The 16,371-nt window shown below is 72.2% G+C and carries 14 protein-coding genes; 10 read left to right on the top strand and 4 right to left on the bottom strand.

Features of this window, described 5'->3' with window-relative positions:
- Positions 1–248 precede the first annotated feature (248 nt).
- The 5 genes from BX286_RS00510 to BX286_RS37810 all read left to right on the top strand — a co-directional run bounded on the left by BX286_RS00510 (position 249) and on the right by BX286_RS37810 (position 7,657).
- Positions 249–467, top strand: a complete 219-nt coding sequence (locus BX286_RS00510) for a hypothetical protein (RefSeq protein WP_079431433.1) — start codon at positions 249–251, stop codon at positions 465–467.
- A gap of 82 nt (positions 468–549) precedes the next feature.
- Positions 550–1,356, top strand: coding sequence for an HlyD family efflux transporter periplasmic adaptor subunit (locus BX286_RS00505; protein ID WP_121014288.1), 807 nt, complete (start codon positions 550–552; stop codon positions 1,354–1,356).
- Positions 1,341–3,584, top strand: coding sequence for an NHLP family bacteriocin export ABC transporter peptidase/permease/ATPase subunit (locus tag BX286_RS00500; RefSeq protein ID WP_398898870.1), 2,244 nt, complete (start codon positions 1,341–1,343; stop codon positions 3,582–3,584). Before BX286_RS00505 ends, BX286_RS00500 begins: the two co-directional genes overlap by 16 nt.
- A 1-nt stretch (position 3,585) precedes the next feature.
- Complete coding sequence (locus tag BX286_RS00495; RefSeq protein WP_121014286.1) at positions 3,586–6,456, top strand: NHLP bacteriocin export ABC transporter permease/ATPase subunit; 2,871 nt, start codon at positions 3,586–3,588, stop codon at positions 6,454–6,456.
- A gap of 793 nt (positions 6,457–7,249) precedes the next feature.
- Positions 7,250–7,657 (top strand): serine hydrolase, encoded by a 408-nt coding sequence (locus BX286_RS37810; RefSeq protein WP_315974678.1) that lies wholly within the window; start codon positions 7,250–7,252, stop codon positions 7,655–7,657.
- An 87-nt stretch (positions 7,658–7,744) separates the two neighbouring features.
- Here the strand turns inward: BX286_RS37810 and BX286_RS36255 are convergent, their stop codons facing one another.
- Positions 7,745–7,900 (bottom strand): hypothetical protein, encoded by a 156-nt coding sequence (locus BX286_RS36255; RefSeq protein WP_159036651.1) that lies wholly within the window; start codon positions 7,898–7,900, stop codon positions 7,745–7,747.
- A gap of 92 nt (positions 7,901–7,992) precedes the next feature.
- Here BX286_RS36255 and BX286_RS00480 point away from each other — a divergent pair, with 92 nt between their 5' ends.
- The 4 genes from BX286_RS00480 to BX286_RS00465 all read left to right on the top strand — a co-directional run bounded on the left by BX286_RS00480 (position 7,993) and on the right by BX286_RS00465 (position 12,197).
- The gene (locus BX286_RS00480) at positions 7,993–9,267 is read left to right on the top strand and encodes a DUF4241 domain-containing protein (RefSeq protein WP_079432182.1); all 1,275 of its coding nucleotides are present in this window, start codon (positions 7,993–7,995) and stop codon (positions 9,265–9,267) included.
- Positions 9,260–10,456 carry a DUF4241 domain-containing protein gene (locus tag BX286_RS00475; protein ID WP_121014284.1) on the top strand — a complete coding sequence of 399 codons (1,197 nt, stop codon included), beginning with the start codon at positions 9,260–9,262 and terminating at the stop codon, positions 10,454–10,456. The genes BX286_RS00480 and BX286_RS00475 overlap by 8 nt, the downstream gene beginning before the upstream one ends.
- Before the next feature lie 425 nt (positions 10,457–10,881).
- Positions 10,882–11,547, top strand: a complete 666-nt coding sequence (locus BX286_RS00470) for a hypothetical protein (protein WP_315974677.1) — start codon at positions 10,882–10,884, stop codon at positions 11,545–11,547.
- Positions 11,544–12,197 (top strand): hypothetical protein, encoded by a 654-nt coding sequence (locus BX286_RS00465; protein ID WP_100861987.1) that lies wholly within the window; start codon positions 11,544–11,546, stop codon positions 12,195–12,197. Before BX286_RS00470 ends, BX286_RS00465 begins: the two co-directional genes overlap by 4 nt.
- A gap of 175 nt (positions 12,198–12,372) precedes the next feature.
- Here the strand turns inward: BX286_RS00465 and BX286_RS00460 are convergent, their stop codons facing one another.
- Positions 12,373–12,885: a hypothetical protein gene (locus tag BX286_RS00460; RefSeq protein ID WP_121014282.1), complete on the bottom strand. Its 513-nt coding sequence runs from the start codon at positions 12,883–12,885 to the stop codon at positions 12,373–12,375.
- Between the two features lie 256 nt (positions 12,886–13,141).
- Positions 13,142–14,209 (bottom strand): acetylhydrolase, encoded by a 1,068-nt coding sequence (locus tag BX286_RS00455; protein WP_079431441.1) that lies wholly within the window; start codon positions 14,207–14,209, stop codon positions 13,142–13,144.
- A gap of 84 nt (positions 14,210–14,293) precedes the next feature.
- Here BX286_RS00455 and BX286_RS00450 point away from each other — a divergent pair, with 84 nt between their 5' ends.
- Positions 14,294–15,259, top strand: coding sequence for a helix-turn-helix transcriptional regulator (locus BX286_RS00450; RefSeq protein ID WP_079431442.1), 966 nt, complete (start codon positions 14,294–14,296; stop codon positions 15,257–15,259).
- A 119-nt stretch (positions 15,260–15,378) separates the two neighbouring features.
- Here the strand turns inward: BX286_RS00450 and BX286_RS00445 are convergent, their stop codons facing one another.
- The gene (locus BX286_RS00445) at positions 15,379–15,741 is read right to left on the bottom strand and encodes a VOC family protein (protein ID WP_261993599.1); all 363 of its coding nucleotides are present in this window, start codon (positions 15,739–15,741) and stop codon (positions 15,379–15,381) included.
- Positions 15,742–16,371: the final 630 nt, after the last annotated feature.

The following is a 16,371-nucleotide window of genomic DNA, read 5'->3' as shown; positions in this document are numbered from 1 at the left end:
TTGCGATGATCCGGCGAATGAATGGGGAGGCCCTTCGCCCGAGTTCACGCCCCGGGGCGCGGCGAGCGTCAACACGGTTGGCATGACCACTCGTTCGCGTGCTTACATCTGCCCACCGCCGGCGGTTCTCGGAAACCCTGCCCGGGTTCGGCCCGGGCCGGGCTGCCGCGGCGGAAATGCCCGTGGCCGTTTTCCCCTTTCAGTCACGGCAATTGACGAATTCTCATACGAAGGAAAGGTGCGCAACCATGCGTAACGACATCGAGACCCGCGAGATCGACGACACCGAACTGGACGCCGTCGCCGGCGGTGTGGCGATTTCCGGTGGCCTCGCCGGCGCCGTCCTCGGCGACGTCCAGACCGTGCTGGGCGCCGTGACCTCCCTGGACACCGTCCATGCCGCCACGGCCCTGCCCGGTGCGGTCACCGGCATCGCCGGCGTGCAGGTCGGCGTCGCCGGTCTCTGAGTACGGCCGGTTGTCGCCCGTGAACCCCGGAACGCAGCCGTTCCGGGGTTCACGGCGGCTCACGCAGTCGAAGGAATACCCCGTGCAGTTCCGCCAAAAGGCGCTTTCCAAGCTGCAATCGCCCGAAGAACTCGATCTGCCCGTACGATTCGCGCGTCCGCAGGGCCGGCTCGTGCTGGCGGTCACCGTGGTCGTCATGGCCGCCGCGAGCATCTGGGCATGCACCGGATCCGTGTCCGCGAAGTTGAGCGCACCCGGAATCCTCACTCACCCCGAGGGCAGTTACCTGTTGCAAAGCCCGTATGCGGGACAGGTCACCGAGGCCCTGGCCAAAGAGGGCCAGTTGCTGGCCCCCGGCGCGCCCCTGGTCCGGGTCGCGACGGACCGCGGCGAGCAGGTCGTACGCCTGGTGGCCGGCGGGCGGGTGACGACGCTGGTCGCCAAGACCGGTTCGGTCCTGACGACCGGCGCGGACGTCGCGACCGTGGAACGCGTGAAGAACCCCGCCGAGCCGCTGACCGCCCTGCTCTACGTATCCGGCCCGAGCAGCGCGGCCATCCCCGTGGGCGCCCCGGTCGATCTCACCGTCCAGTCCGTCCCCCAGCCCCGGTACGGGGTGCTGCGCGGCCGCGTCCAGGCGGTAGGCCGGGCGCCCCAGACGGCGGCGCAGATCGGTGGCTTCCTCGGTGACGGCCGGCTCGCCGCACAGTTCACCCGGCAGGGCGATCCGGTCGCCGTGGTCGTGCGGCTCGAGCGCTCGTCCGCGACCGCGTCCGGCTACCGCTGGTCCTCCCAGGACGGTCCCCCCTACCCGGTCGACTCCGCGACGCCCGTCACCGGAGCCGTCCACCTCGCCGTGCAGCGGCCCATCGACTGGCTGCTGCCGTGACCGCCCCGCAGCGGCGGAAGAACGCCGGTCGCCGCTCCTCGCGCCGCCGTCCCGCCTTTGCCCCGCGAGGCCGTACGCCCCGGCCCGTACGCACCCCCACCGTGCTCCAGATGGAGGCGGTGGAATGCGGCGCGGCCGCGCTGGCCATGGTGCTCGGCCACTACGGCCGCTTCGTCCCCCTGGAAGAGCTGCGGGTCTCCTGCGGGGTCTCCCGAGACGGCTCCCGCGCGAGCAACCTCCTCAAGGCGGCACGGGGTTACGGGCTCGCGGCCAAGGGCATGCAGATGGACCTGGCCGCGCTCGCCGGAGTGCGGCCCCCGGCCGTCCTCTTCTGGGAGTTCAACCACTACGTCGTCTACGAGGGCATGGGCCGCCGCTTCGGCCGCCGGGGCGTCCACGTCAACGACCCGGCCAAGGGCAGGCGCTTCGTTCCCATGGAGGAGTTCGACACCGGCTTCACCGGCGTCGTCCTCACCTTCGAACCGGGCCCGGGCTTCCGCCGCACCGGCCGCAAGCCAGGCATTCTGGCCGCCCTGCCGGCCCGCCTGCGCGGCACCTCGGGCACCCTGCTCGCGGCCGTGCTCTCCAGCCTCCTCCTGGTGGCCGTCGGCGCGGCGGTGCCCGCGCTGAGCCGTACGTACATCGACATGTTCCTGATCGGCGAGCAGACCTCGCTCCTGGGCGTGCTCTTCGCCTCGATGGCGGCCACCCTGCTCCTGACGGCCGTGCTCACCGGCCTCCAGCAGGCCAACCTGCTGCGCGGGCGCATCATCTCCTCCACCCTGGGCAGCGCCCGCTTCCTACGGCACCTCCTCAGGCTTCCGGTCGCCTTCTTCTCCCAGCGCGGCCCGGCAGACCTGGTCCGGCGCCTCCAGTCCAACGACGCGGTCGCCGAGACCCTGGCCAGGGACCTCGCCGCCGCCGGTGTGGACGCGGTGGTCGTCGTCCTCTACGCGGTGCTGCTGTGGACGTACGATCCGCAGCTCACCGTCGTCGGCATCGGCATCGCCCTGCTCAATCTCGTGGCCATGCGCATCGTGATCCGCGTACGGGCCACCGGCACCCAGAAGCTGCGCGCCGAGAACGCCCGGCTCATCAACACCTCCTACAGCGGTCTCCAGCTCATCGAGACGATGAAGGCCACCGGCGGCGAGGACGGCTTCTTCCGCCGCTGGGCCGGCCGGCACGCCGTCACCCTCGACGTGCAGCAGCGCCTCGGCATGCCCAGCGCGTGGCTGGCGGTCGTCGCGCCCACGCTGGCGGCGCTCAACAGCGCGCTGATCCTGATGATCGGCGGCCTGCGGGCGGTGGAGGGACACCTCTCGGTCGGCCTGCTCGTCGCCTTCCAGGCACTCGTCACGAGTTTCACCGCGCCGATCACCCGGCTGAACGGCGTGGCCGGACGGATCCAGGACTTCACGGCCGACGTCGCCCGCCTCAAGGACGTCGAGAACTTCCCCGTCGACCCGCTCTACACCCGACGTGAACCCCCCGCCGCGACGCGCCGCCTCCACGGCCGTGTGGAACTGGAGGGCATCACCTTCGGATACAGCCCGCTGGACGCCCCGCTGCTGAAGGGATTCTCCCTCTCGGTCGGCCCCGGCCGGCAGGTCGCGCTCGTCGGCGGCTCCGGCAGCGGCAAGTCCACCGTCTCCCGGCTGATATCCGGCCTGTACACGCCCTGGGAGGGCACGATCCGCATCGACGGCATGCGCCTGGAGGACATCCCGCGCGGCGCGCTGGCGGCGTCGGTCTCCTTCGTCGACCAGGACGTCTTCCTCTTCGAGGGCACGGTCCGCGACAACGTCGCCCTCTGGGACCCCTCCATCCCAGACGAGGCCGTGATCGCCGCCCTGGAGGACGCGGCCGTGTACGAGGTCGTCGCGCGGCGCCCCGGCGGCATCCACAGCCGGGTGGAGCAGGACGGCCGGAACTTCTCCGGCGGCCAGCGCCAGCGACTGGAGATCGCCCGGGCCCTGGTGCGCCGCCCCAGCGTCATGGTCCTGGACGAGGTGACCAGCGCCCTGGACGCGGCGACCGAGCAGACCGTCATGGACAACCTGCGGCGACGCGGCTGCGCGTGCGTGGTCATCGCCCACCGGCTGAGCACGGTGCGCGACAGCGACGAGATCCTCGTCCTCGACCGGGGGAGGGTCGTCGAACGCGGGCGGCACGAACAGCTGCTGGCCGCGCGCGGCCCGTACGCCGAACTGGTCAAGGAGCACTGAGGTGGCATCCCCGTACCCGGCCCACGCCCAACCAATTGCCGTCGTCGCCCCGGACCCGGTCGTGGCGGCCCTGGGCGGACTCGGCGCGGCCGTCGACTGCGCGGGTGTGCGCAGTCTGTCCCTGGAGGGGCCGCTCGTCCTGTGGCTCGTCGTCGAGGGGGACCTGGACCTGTTCGCCGTCGACGCCGCGCAGGCCGGACACTGGCACTTCCTGGGCCGGCTGGAGGCGGGCACCCTTCTGCTGGGCCCGCCCGACGGCCCCGGGCACACGCTGGTGGGCCGCCCCCTGCACGGCTGCCGACTGCACCGCATCGAGCTCCACGAGCTGGGGAGCACGCCGTACGCCGACCCGTGGTCGTACGACCAGGGCCAGTACGGCTCACCCTACGACGCCGCGCCGCTGAGCCCCCTCGAGTACGCCTTCGCGCTCGGCGTCGGCCGGGGCCTGCGAGTGCTCTACCAGGCACCCTTGGAAAACCGGGCCGGCACCTCCCGGGGCGGGACCGACGACGACATCCTGTGGATCCCGGTCAGCCCCGGCAGCGTGGGGTACGGCGCCGCTTACGAGGGGTACGGCGCCACCGGTGCCCTCCTCCTCGACGCGACGCTGTGGCAGGGCATGGTCGAGCAGCAGCACCGGCTGCTGGACGCCCTGGGGGACTGGATCGAGCAGCTCGAACGCGCCCACGAGGACCGCGCGGCAGCCGGTATCCGGGCCGGCGAGGCCGCCCGTACCCGCGCCGACCGCACGCTGCTGGCGTCCATCGGCCGCTCGGGCCGGGGCCCGCGGCGCGGCGCGAGCGACGACGCGGCGTTCGCCGTGTGCCGCCTGGTCGCCGCCGAGGCCGGCATCGCACTGTCCGAGGGGCGTGCGACGGGCTCCGCCGCCTCCGGCTCCGGACGCACCGATCCCGTCGAGCAGCTCGCGCTCGCCTCGCGGATCCGTACCCGTACGGTCCGCCTGGGCGGCCGGTGGTGGCGGGAGGACAGCGGGCCGCTGGTCGGCCGGCGTGAGGCGGACGGGACCCCGGTGGCCCTGCTGTGGCGGCGCGGCTGCTACGAGGCCGTCGACCCGGCCCGCGGAACGCGCGAGCGTGTGGACGAGGACACCGCGTCCGCCTTCGAAGCACGTGGCCTCATGTTCTACCGTCCGCTGCCCGAGGGGGAGCCGAGCCTGCCGCGGCTGCTGCGCTTCAGCCTGCGCGGCACCGGCAGGGAGCTGCGCGGGCTGCTGCTGGGCGGGCTGGTCGCGGTCGGCCTGGGAGCCCTCGTACCCCTTGCCACCGGAAAGGTGCTCGGCGAGTACGTACCCCGTGCCGAGGGCGGCCTCATCGTGCAGACCGCGCTGGCGCTCATCGCGACGAGCCTCGTCTCGGCCGCGTTCATCCTGCTGCAGAACGTCTCCGTCCTGCGTATGGAGGGCCGTATCGAGGCCACCCTGCAGCCCGCCGTATGGGACCGGCTCCTGCGGCTGCCGGTGAGCTTCTTCGCCGGCCGCTCCACCGGCGAACTGGCCGGCGCCGCCCTGGGCATCGGCGCCATCCGCAGCGCCCTGTCCGGCATCGGCTCGGTGTGCGTCCAGGCCGGTGCCGTCGCCGTGGTGAACCTCGCGCTGCTCCTCGCGTTCAGCGTGCCGCTGGCGCTGGCGGCGATCGCCATGCTGCTCGTCATCGCCGCCGTGTTCCTGGGCCTGGGGCTGTGGCAGCTCCGCTACCAGCGACAGCTGATCGAGCTCGGGCACAGGCTCGACAACCAGGCGTTCCAGACCCTGCGCGGACTGCCCAAGCTACGCGTGGCGATGGCCGAGAGCTTCGCCTACGCCGCCTGGGCGAAGGAGTTCGCGCGCACCCGCGAGCTCCAGCAGCGCATCGGCCGGATCAAGAACGCCGTCACCGTGCTCAACGCGGTCTGTCTGCCGCTGTGCACCCTCGTGATGTTCATGCTGCTGGCCGGGCCGGCCCGGGGCAGCATGTCCGCCGGTGACTTCCTCACCTTCAGCACCGCCGTGACGATGATGCTGGCTTCGGTCACGCAGCTGACCGGCGCGCTCCTCTCCGCCGCCGCCGTACAGCCGATGTTCGAACAGCTCAGGCCGCTCCTCGCCGAGCCCCCCGAGGTCTGCGGATCCTCCACCATGCCCGGTGAGCTGAGCGGCGCCATCGAGGCGAGGAACCTCTCCTACCGCTACAGCGCCGACGGCCCCCTGGTCCTCGACGACGTGTCGCTGCACATTCGCCCGGGTGAGTTCGTCGCGATCGTCGGAGCCAGCGGCTGCGGCAAATCCACCCTGCTGCGCCTGCTCATCGGCTTCGACCGGCCGGCCGCCGGCAGCGTCCTGTACGACGGCCAGGACCTGGCGGCCCTCGATCAGGCGGCCGTCCGCCGCCAGTGCGGGGTCGTCCTGCAGAACGCCCAGCCCTTCTCCGGCTCGATCCTCGACTGCATCAGCGGTGCCGAGACGTACTCGCCGGCCGAAGCGTGGGAGGCCGCCGCGATGGCGGGCTTGGCGGCGGACATCAAGGCCATGCCGATGGGCATGCACACCATCCTCTCCGACGGCGGCGGCACCGTCTCGGGCGGCCAGCGCCAGCGCCTGATGATCGCCCAGGCCCTCATACGCAAGCCGCGCGTCATCTTCCTGGACGAAGCCACCAGCGCGCTGGACAACGAGGCCCAACGCGTGGTGACCGACTCCACCCGCGCGCTGCGCTGCACCCGCGTGGTCATCGCCCACCGGCTCTCCACGGTCATGGACGCGGACCGGGTGATCGTCATGTCCTCCGGCCGCATCGCCCAGCAGGGCCCACCGGCCGAACTCCTCGCGGACCCGGCGGGCCCCTTCCGTGAACTGGTCCGCGGCCAGATGAACTGACCGGGCGGGCGACCCCTGTAGGAGCCGGCCGACCCGGAGAACCACTGCGCACGATGGGCGGAGTCGAGGACGGCCCGGGAGTGGTCGAGGAGGCCGGCGTCGCCAAACGACGGGCTCAGCCCCGGACGGCGCGGTGGCCGGATCCGGTGCCCGGACGCTGCGGACGGCGAGCAGGCCCAGGGAGGAACCCGCGACCAGGAAGGCGGCGACACCGAGCGTCGTGCCGGGGCCGACGGCCGCGGCGACGGCCCCGGCCAGGGCCATGCCCGCCGGATTCATGGCGGTGGACAGCAGCCAGCCGAGGGAGTCGACCCGGGAGATCAACTCCGGGGGGATGCGCCGCTGGACGGTGGCGTCCCACAGGTCGAGCTCAGCCCGAGGGCGCCGTTCATCAGGGCTGTTGCCACGGCGATCACCACGGGGTGCGCGTGGAGCGCGATGAGGGCCGGGGGCAGGCATCCGAGCGCCATGCACATGTTGGCCACGACCAGCGGACGGGAGGTTCTGATCCGCAGCCCGACCAGGGCTCCTGCCAGCGCCCCCACCGCCCGCATGGGACCGCCTCGGACATCTGGGGCAGTGCGGGCCCGAGTCGGCTGGCCCCGGACTGTCCTGGACAGAGCTGACTGCCCTCGCCGCGAGCCTGCCGGAGAGCCCGTCGGACCTCGGTGGCCTCGTCGATCAGGCACAGCGGCTGCTCCTCCTGCTGCCCATGCTCGGAGACCCAGCCGCACCGGGGGAGGCGTGGGCTGTCGTGGCTCGGGCCCTATCCCGCTGCGGAAGACCAGGAGAGGTGGCTCCCCGGTTCGCGCGGGAACTGCTCGGGACTGATGCGGACGACCGGCGTGTGGAACCGTTCTGGACGGTTGCCGTGCACAACCCGGTGCCCGTGGTGGCTGTCGGCGCGCAGGACGCCGGGGGCGGCGTCCCGATGGCGAGGGACTCCATCTTCCGGGTCGCCTCGATCACCAAGTCCGTCACCGCCGCCGCATTGCTGATCCTGGTGGAGGAGGGCACGATCGCCCCGGACGATCCGAGCCCTGCCCCTCCAGGAACAGTCGGCCGGTGTCACGCTGCGCCGGACCAGGACGAGCGCCACCTGACCAGGCGAGGCCTGAACGACCGGATCACCGAAGACGACCGGGTGGACACGGTGATGCTCCCCGTTCGTGACGGCATCACCATCGCCCGCCGCCGCTGATGCGGCCGCTCCGGCCCGTGGCAGCGGATGACCTGCCGGGGCTGGCAGCCTCCATCGGCGGGGCGCGGCCCCGCGCCCGGTCGGCTGTCAGCCGGTGGTGATGCGGGTGAGGGTGTCTCCAAGGAGGCGGGTCGCGTCTTCGGCGTCGGCGTACTGCCCGGCATCGGCGTGGACGGTGCCGAAGGCGGGCCCGCCTTCGGGGGAGAGGGCGCGCCAGTGCAGGACGGGGGTGAGGGCGGTCACGGCGGCCCCGAGGAACCAGACGAGGGACCGCTGTCACAGACGGCGGCTACCTTGCTCAGGAACATGTAGGGGCGCAGGAGCAGGGAGTGGTCATGGTCGTCGAAGTGGGGTACGCGCAGGCGTGGGACCCGCAGGCCCGGGCGGCCTGGCGGCCCCTGTCCTCCGAAGAGGCCCGGGAGCGGGACGCGGCCGGGCTGCCGTACGTGGTGGTGTACCGGACTGCGGGCCGGGATGTGCCGCTGGAGGTCCGGCTCGTCTCCTGGCGGGACCATCACGTCGGGCTGTGGGTGTACGACGTCCAGGGCCGCCGTACACACGACCTGGACCTGAGGCTGCTGGACGACCCGGAGCGGCTGTTCCACCGGTACTCCGTCGCCTGGAACTACCCGGCCCCGGAGACGGCGGAGTTCGACCCGGAGTGCCCGCGCGTCATCCTGGACCTGTTCCCGGACGGGAGGGGGCGGAGGGTGGAGGAGCCCCGGGGCTACGCCACCTCGGCCGGCCTCCGCGAGGACGAGCGCTGGATGGAACGACCCGCCTTCGGGGAGTGGCCGCTGCTGTCGGCGCAGCTGCACGGGTTCACGGAGCCGCCGCCCATCGAGGCGGCCGTGGTCCTCGAGGGCGATGTCGGGGAGGCGCCCGCCTCCTGCTGGCGGCCGCCGCGTCCCGCGCAACCGGGCCGGATCGGGAAGCTGTTCCGGCCCGGGGTGCGGGTCACCGACGGGTACCACCCCGAGCAGACGGTCGTGGAGCCGCACCGGGTCGGTACCGTGCGCGTCCCCAGCGGGCTGCTGGCCGTCTCGGGCCTCTTCACCGGCCACGAGAACGGGCCGCACATCACGGTCCCCGTCCCGCCCGGGGAGTACGTGCTCGACGAGGCACGGGTCGCATTCAGCTACCACTGCGAGTGGCGCAACGCCGAGGTCGAGACCACGGAACCCACGGCCGTCCGCCTGCTCCTCAGCGAGACCCCTGCGGCGTCCTGGGAGATGGCCCTCGGGGCGGACGACGACCGCCGCATCTTCATCGAGAAGCAGATAGCCGGATTCGACACGGACGGCGCCACCGGCTGCTTCGCCGATGCCGGGTCCTTCGAGTCGCTCCTCTCGCTCTTCGAGCGGGGGCTGATCGACGGGGAGCCGGACCTCGACGGGTACGAGGACCTCACCGACGGGTCGATGTTCATCCACCACACCTGGGACACGGCCACCGGCGGCGAACTGATGGCCTTCGCGACGACCGGAGACGGTACCTACCCCGTGTGGCTGGGGCGTTGCGAGGCCGGCGAGCTGGTCAGCGTCGTGGTGCTGATCGAGGGGATGCCCGAGATCCTGCCCGAGCGGGACGGGGTCGCCGCCGATGTCTGACACGGCGTACGTGACGTACGAGGAGTCCTGGCACACGGGGTCCCGTACCGGCGGGCGGGCGCTGTCCCCCGACGAGGCGCGGGCGCGGGACGCGGAGGGGCTGCCGTACGCGGTGGTGTACCGCGCTCCGGGGCGCGGAGTGCCGCTCGGGGTGCGGATGGTGGCGTGGCGGGCCGGCACCGTCGACGCCTGGGCGTACGACGAGCAGGGCCGCCGGACCGCCGAGGTGGAACTGCGGGTACGCGACGACGAGCGGCTGCTGCTGCTGCGACGGCTGCTCGTGCGGCGGTACCCGGACGCGGGGACGGCGCAGGACGCGGTGGACTGCCCCCGCACGGCGGTGGAGGTGTCCGCCGACGCCACGGCCCGGATCTCGCACCAGCCCGGGGGCATGCGGGGCGACTCCCTGGAGGCCGAGGTGGAGGTGGCCGACGGGGACCTGTGGGTGGTCCGGCCGGGCTTCGACGACTGGCCGGCGCTGCCTGTGGCGGACATGCTCCCGGAGTGGGTCGGCGTGCTGCCTGACGCGGAGTCGCCCGGCTGGCGGCGGGTGCCGTCGCGGCTGCGCGGGCCCGTCGACTTCGACCGGGTGTTCCGGGCCGGGGCGGAGATCCCCGGGCTGAAGGTCCTCGACCCGGTGCCGTGCGGAAGCGTGCGCGTGCCGAGCGGGGTGCTGGCGGTGGCCTGCCCGGACACCGGGGAGGGGCTGTCCGGGATCACGGTGGAGGTGCCGCCGGGCGCGTACCCGATGGAGGCGGCCTGGGTTGAGGTGGGGGAGGAGCACTGGGGGTCGTACATGGAGGCGGTGGCCGTCCGGCTGCTGATCGGTGAAGGCCCCGTGGCAGCCTGGGAGATGGCGCTCGGTCCGGGTGACGACACGCTCCGGCTCCGGGCCGGTACGGCCTTCGGCTTCGGCACGGACGCAGCCGCAGGCGCGTTCGGCGACGCCGAGGTATGGGAGGAGTTGCGGGACCTGCTGGCGCGGGCGAGGCGGCAGGGGTCACCGGAGCACGACCGGCTCTCCAACTCCGTCGTCGGCACGTACCTGCACGGTGGAAGCCTCGGGGCGGACCTGGCGGTGTTCTGCACGGGCGGCGACGGGGTGTACCCGGTGTGGGTGGGGCGGTCGGTGTCCGGGGAGGTCGTACGGGTGGCCGTGCAGACGGCCGTGCTGGATCTCGAATCCTGAGGCTGTTCCGTCAAGTGCGGTAGCGGTGTGGGGTGGGGCGGGCCGGCGGATATGACGGATTCTCCCCGGCCCATGCGGGTGGTGCCGGCTGCGGCCGACGTCGCATAGCCGGATCGCCCGGCGGCGGCCGGGACCGGGCACGCCGGGGCGCCGGAGCGGGCCCGTACTGCTTCGGGGCAGACGGCCGGACGGATCGCGGCCCCTGGCAACCGCGGCGGCCCGGCCGTGGTAACGGTACGGGTCAGCTGGTCCCGCCGGCACGCCTCCACCCTGGCAGCCGCCCCCACGCCCAAACGAACTCGTGCGCCACCGGGCGCCCGGTGTGCGTTTCACGGCCCCGGCCAACCGGGCCGCGGGCTGTGGCGGCCCCTTCGGCGACCACGGCCTGGTCCTCGTTGCCGTGCCCCTCCCGCAGCCGAAAGCCCGTGGCGACGAAGCAGCAGGTCCGGCATCATCCCCGTGTGATTGTTATGCAACCCGTTCTGGAGAACTCCGCTTCCGACGACTTCGAGCTCTGGCCCGTTGGCGAACACGATTCGTATGGCTACCTCGTGCTGAACGGGGGGCTGACTCCGGCGGAGGTCGGCACGGCCGTCATGCGCATCGCCGACTGCAATGACTTCGAGCCGGAAGAGGGGCACGGGTCGTGTCCGACCGACCCGCTCGGCGCCTTCTTGCACGGGCTGCTCACCATGCCTGACCTGTTCGCCGCCGGCGGCTTCCGGGTGACGGACAACGCCACCGACACCGTCTTCGTCGAGCCTGGCTGCTGCAACGGCCTGGAAACCTGGCGTGACTGGCTGGAGGTACTCGACGGTACCGAATGCGCCTACTTCGGCCACGATCCATCCTCGGTGGCCGAACGCGTCAACGACGTGGTCCGGTTCACGTTCGATGCTCATGGGGTGGACGGCAGCCCGGTGATCGAGCTGCCGGTAGACCACGTACGCGGGCTCGTCGCCGACGCCCAGCAGGATCTGCAGGACTTCCTCAGCCTTGCCGGAACCTGGGCGGAACAACGCCTGCCGGCACATGCTGCGGCCGTCACCACCGCCCTGGCACGGGCACTGGACCTGGCACCCACACCGTGACCAGCTTCCTGACCCACCGAGCGCACGTGCACGACTCCGGGCTCCCCCTTCACCGGCGGCACAGCGCGCTGCGCACCTGCCTCACCGTTTTTGCCCCTTATGGTCTGCGGGCTACGTACCACCACCTCACCCTCAGCGCCGCGATCCCCCGCCGGCTGGAGGAGGACCCCGACGCGCTGGTGCGGGCGGTGGAGGAACTACACGAGGCACGTGTGCTGTGGCTCGCACGGGCAGAGCAGTACGCCGAGCAACGCCGGGCCGAGAAGCAGGCCGGGCGGCGGGCGGTACCGAACCCTCGGCCGTGGTGGCTACGGAACTGGTGGGAAAGTCCCGACCGTGCCTGGTTCGACGACCCGTTTCTTCACCCGTCGCTGCGCCTGTCCGAGTATGTACGGCGGCAGAACGCGATTCTTGACGGTACCGAGCTGCCTGGCTGCCCGGCTTGTGGGGATGAGGGACCGCGAGTGCTGAGCTCGACCGGGCACGGTTGGGTCGAGCTGTGCCGTGGCTGCGCGTGGTTGCTGGCGCCATGTCCGTGTGGGCAGCGGCACCGGTTCGTGCCGGTGACCCCGTTCAACTGGAACGAGATCTGGCAGCGGGCGCACATGGGCGATGACGGAAGGCCGAACTCGCTTTGGCCCGCGAGCTAGCCAGTTGGATCGGCAGCCAACGCTCAAAGAGTAAATCCAACCAGCTTCACTGGAACCTGCGCGCGGGCCCGCCTCAGCCAGCCCTCGGCCGCGGGCCGCTCCCATCGCGACAGGCCCGCTTGTCGATGTCGAGCCAGGGGGACATGCTCGCTGTAGCCGTCGTGCTTGTCGTCGATCACACACTCGACTCTGGGTCTGATCCGTGAAGCGGCTCTCTGGGGCGTTGTGCGCGGACCCGGCGCACACGCTTCACCGTCGCCGCCGCCGGGAGACCGGCCAGGAGGAGGGACAGCCCCACCGGGAGCACCCCGGCCCACAGCGTTGGTGAGACATACGCGGTGCCGGACGGGCCGTCCACCAGCCACGCGCGGACCGGTTGCGAATCGATGCCGCCCTCGACGGGGATTTCGAACGAGGAGCCGCCGTCTTCCGGGGTGAAGGTACCCGAGCAGGACGTCGACGTTCCCGCATTGGCCCCGGTGTTGTCGTACGTCCGGCAGTCGGCTTCGGTCACGGTGCCGGGCTCGCCCCACAGCGCCGCCCGAAGCTCTGAGGTGAAGTTCGTCAGTACGACGTAGGCCAGAAACAGCCCGACCAGACAGGCCAGCGCCAGCCACGGGGCGGGTCCGACCTCCTCCGGCCTGCTCTGTCGCCCGTCCAGAATGTTCCCACCCTCGTTCGTACCCACCCTCGGATCGCCGATGGGCCTCCATGATGACCGATCCGAGATGCCCTCGGAAGCCCGCCATGACGTGCTGGTGGGCTCGCACGCGCCTCGAGTCGAGGTTGCGTGTGCCAGCTCGACCCCACGCCTTCGCCGCGCCCCTGGCGCCCGACAGCACTCGAGCACGACTGTGTGCCCGGGGCCGCGCTGCAGCCTGTCGGCGTCCCGGGGCGCTGACGGCGCCCCGTACGGCCGTAACGGGAGCCCCCTGGCCGCCGTCTCAGAGGCAGGCGAAGAAGGCACCCATCCGGCGCCGTACCTCAGCGAGTGTCACGACCGGGTCGCCGGTACCGATGAGCCCGGCCCGTGCTGTTGCTGTCACCAAGCCGCCTGTATGGAGTTGTGCGACGAGCGAGCCGTAGTCCGTGAACGCCCAGTGGTTCGCCGCCGGGAGCAGCGCGCGGCGGCCGGAAAGGGACGCCCAGGACGATTCGATACGGGTGGCGCCGTCGAATCCGGCGGTGCGGAAAAGCAGCAGCGGGCGGGCGAAGGCGACCGGCGCCGGGTACAGGTCGAGATAGCCCTCCAGGTTGGCGACCGCGCCGACCCGGCGGTCCTCACGCGCCGCGTACACCGCCGCGGTGCCGCCTGCGGAATGGCCGTACAGCCCGATGCGGCTGGAGTCCATCACCCGGGCGAGCGGCAATTCACCGAGCCGGTCCAGAATCAAGCGGAGGTCAGCGATCCGGGTGTCCACCATCGTGCGGAAGGTCAATGGGTCCGGCGGCCCGAGCAGGACGGTCCGTCGTAGCCCGGTCGGCAGCTCCACCTGAGAAGCGTCACCGGGGTGGTCGACGAGCACGACCACCCGGCCGTGGCTCGCCAGGTCCTCGGCGAGGGTCGTGCCAAGCGTGCGGGAGTCACCGCCGCCCGGTGAGTACACCAGCACCGGCCGACGGCCGGGCAGAGGCGGCGCACCCACGTGTCCGTGGGTGAGGAGCGCACCCCAGTCCACGGCCCCCGGCCCGGGCAGGCCGGGATGAACGTGGGGCGCAAGGTCGGCGAATTCCCTGGCCTCGGCCGGAGTGAGCTGTGGCGCCCGGGACAACCCGTGCACCGATCGAGCCGGGTACAGGATCGTCAGCATCAACTCCCTTGCACCACCCACCCACGGGTCCGAACGGGCCGGATCCCTCAGATGGGCCACCTCCATGCCCACCGGGTACGGGCCGGTGGGCGCGGGCAGGCGCAGGACCAAGCCGCGACCGGAGGCGGACGCAGCCGTGGGCAGCATGGCGGCGGCACTGGCGAATAGGGTGCCTTTCAACAGAGTGCGTCGTGAAGTCATACGGACATCCTTGGTGCGGGGCCGTCACGACGCGAAGGTTCAGGCCGTGGCCGAAGGGCTGGCCCAGGGCGAGGAGCTGTGAGAGTGCTGCGAGTCCACTTCACTCCGGACGACCTCGCCCGTACCCGGTTCGCAGTCCGTCCAGCACCCCTCCAGGAGCTGCACGCCGCCCTTACCACAACCATGGAACGAAGCGGCGGCCCACTGTTCGCACCGTGGCGCGGTCGCATCCTGCGCTCCCTCCCGGCCTCGAGCAGCCCGCTCGCCGACCTGGCTCCGGCAGGCCACCCGGCCTCGTTCCTCGACGTCCTCGGCGACACCGTCGCCGAAGGCTTCGGACGAATCCGCGCCACCAGCGCCGGTCTCGTCCGCTCCGAACTGGACCGGCTCTACGCGGCGATGCCCGCCCCGCGCTGGATCCGCGACCTGCACGCGGGGCGGGAGACGGCCTGGCACACCCTGCGCCGCGCCCAGCGGGCCGCATACGAGACGGTCCTCGCCCCCGTCTGGTCCGTTGTAGAGGACCTCCACCGCGAGGAATTCACCCGTTACGCCCTGACGATCGCCGAGCACGGCCTGGCCGCAACCCTGACCGGCCTCGCCCCGGGCAGCCGGATCCATGAGGGTGTGTGGGAATGGCCCGGCGCGGCGCCGGACCGCGACGTCCGCCTCGACGGGCGCGGCCTGGTTCTGCTGCCCACCTTCCACCACCCAGCCGGCCCACTTCTCCAGGACGCCCCCGGCCGTCCCGCGGTCCTGACCTACCCGGCCGGCCCCGGGCTCCCGCCCGGCGCGGGAGACCCGGCCGTCTTCGCCGAGGGCCTCGCCGCCGTCCTGGGGCGCACCCGGCTGGACGCCCTGCACCTCCTGGCCGAACCTCACACCACGACGTCCCTGGCCCGTGCTCTCCACGTCAGCAACGCGACGGCTTCGTCCCACGCGGCCGCCCTGAGATCGGCGGGCATGACGACGACAACCCGCACGGGCCGCTCGGTCACCCACCGGCGCACGGCCCTCGGATCGCTGGTGGCCGGCGCTCGGTCACCGTAGTGCCTGGGCGGCAGGATGACGCGGTGTCCGAACTCCCTCCATGAACGGTGCCTGCGGCCTCGCCTTCAACCCGGCAGCGCCCCCCGACGCCTCGGTCACGAGATGGGCCCAATGCGCTGTCACGGCGTGCGCGGCTGACGCAGAGAGACGCGGTTGCCGTCCGGCTCGAGGGCCTCGATGCGGAGCCCGAAGGGATATTCCTCCGGCTCGGACTCCTCGAAGGTGACTCCGCGCCGGCGCATGATCTCGACATCCTTGCGCAGGTCGTCGGATTCCAGGATCAGCGGCCCGGGCGCACCCGCCGGCCGACCGGCGCCTGCTGCCTGCGACCACAGGATGATCTGCACCGGGCTGTCGCCGACACCCACGGTGAGGAACAGCCCGTCGGGCCCCGGGTGGTCGATCCGCTTCTCCAGGCCGAGGCCGTCGGTGTAGAACGCCAGCGCGCGGTCCTGGTCGGTGACGTAGACCGTCACGTACATGAGGGTGGTCACCATCCGGTTCCCCATTCGCTCGTCGGTGCGATGGCCGTGCGTAGCCGGCCGTCGCACCTATGACGGATGCCGAGGGCGAAAGGTGACAGCATCGGCGCCTACCCGCTCGCGGACACTCTGCGGGTCCGGTGAGCGTGGTGGGTGACTCAACGAGTTGACGGCCCGGCGCCGACCCCGTGAAACCGCGCAAGGACGGCAGGCGGGCGGTGACGGTGGAGCTGCCAGGGGAGTGCAGTGGCGCGTTCCGGTATCTGGCGCCGGGGGACCACTGGTTCAACGACGAGAGCGCCGGCGACCAGGACGGGCACAACAGCCGCCTGCACACCTCCGGCTCACCCACCCCGCCGTCCCCAGGAAGTCGCCGACCCCTCCCGTCCTGCGGTCTGCGCCGCCAGGACGGGGACTGCCGCACGCTCCTGCCCCTCGACGACCACCCGCTGGGCGGGTTGCCTGGTGCCCGGCCGTGCAGCCCCGCAGCATGGGACGACTCGACACTGGGGGGACGACATCGTGGAGGCGGCCCGGGCCCTGGACTCCCTCCTCGCCGCCTGCCTCCTCCAGGAGCTCCCCGCCGCCGGGACCCAGGGCGTGCGCTGGCAGCCGGTCAGCCCGCAGGCC

Origin of the sequence: Streptomyces sp. 3211.6 (assembly GCF_003634815.1) — a bacterium.
Classification (GTDB): domain Bacteria; phylum Actinomycetota; class Actinomycetes; order Streptomycetales; family Streptomycetaceae; genus Streptomyces; species Streptomyces katrae_A.
This window is presented reverse-complemented; position numbering and strand designations above follow the sequence as displayed.

What these genes read in the sequence shown, in the direction of transcription:
- BX286_RS00510 (WP_079431433.1), top strand. Translation starts at nt 249, where the DNA reads ATGCGTAACGACATCGAGACCCGCGAGATCGACGACACCGAACTGGAC.
- BX286_RS00455 (WP_079431441.1), bottom strand. Translation starts at nt 14,209, where the DNA reads ATGACTTCACGACGCACTCTGTTGAAAGGCACCCTATTCGCCAGTGCC.
- BX286_RS00475 (WP_121014284.1), top strand. Translation starts at nt 9,260, where the DNA reads ATGTCTGACACGGCGTACGTGACGTACGAGGAGTCCTGGCACACGGGG.
- BX286_RS00480 (WP_079432182.1), top strand. Translation starts at nt 7,993, where the DNA reads ATGGTCGTCGAAGTGGGGTACGCGCAGGCGTGGGACCCGCAGGCCCGG.
- BX286_RS00445 (WP_261993599.1), bottom strand. Translation starts at nt 15,741, where the DNA reads ATGTACGTGACGGTCTACGTCACCGACCAGGACCGCGCGCTGGCGTTC.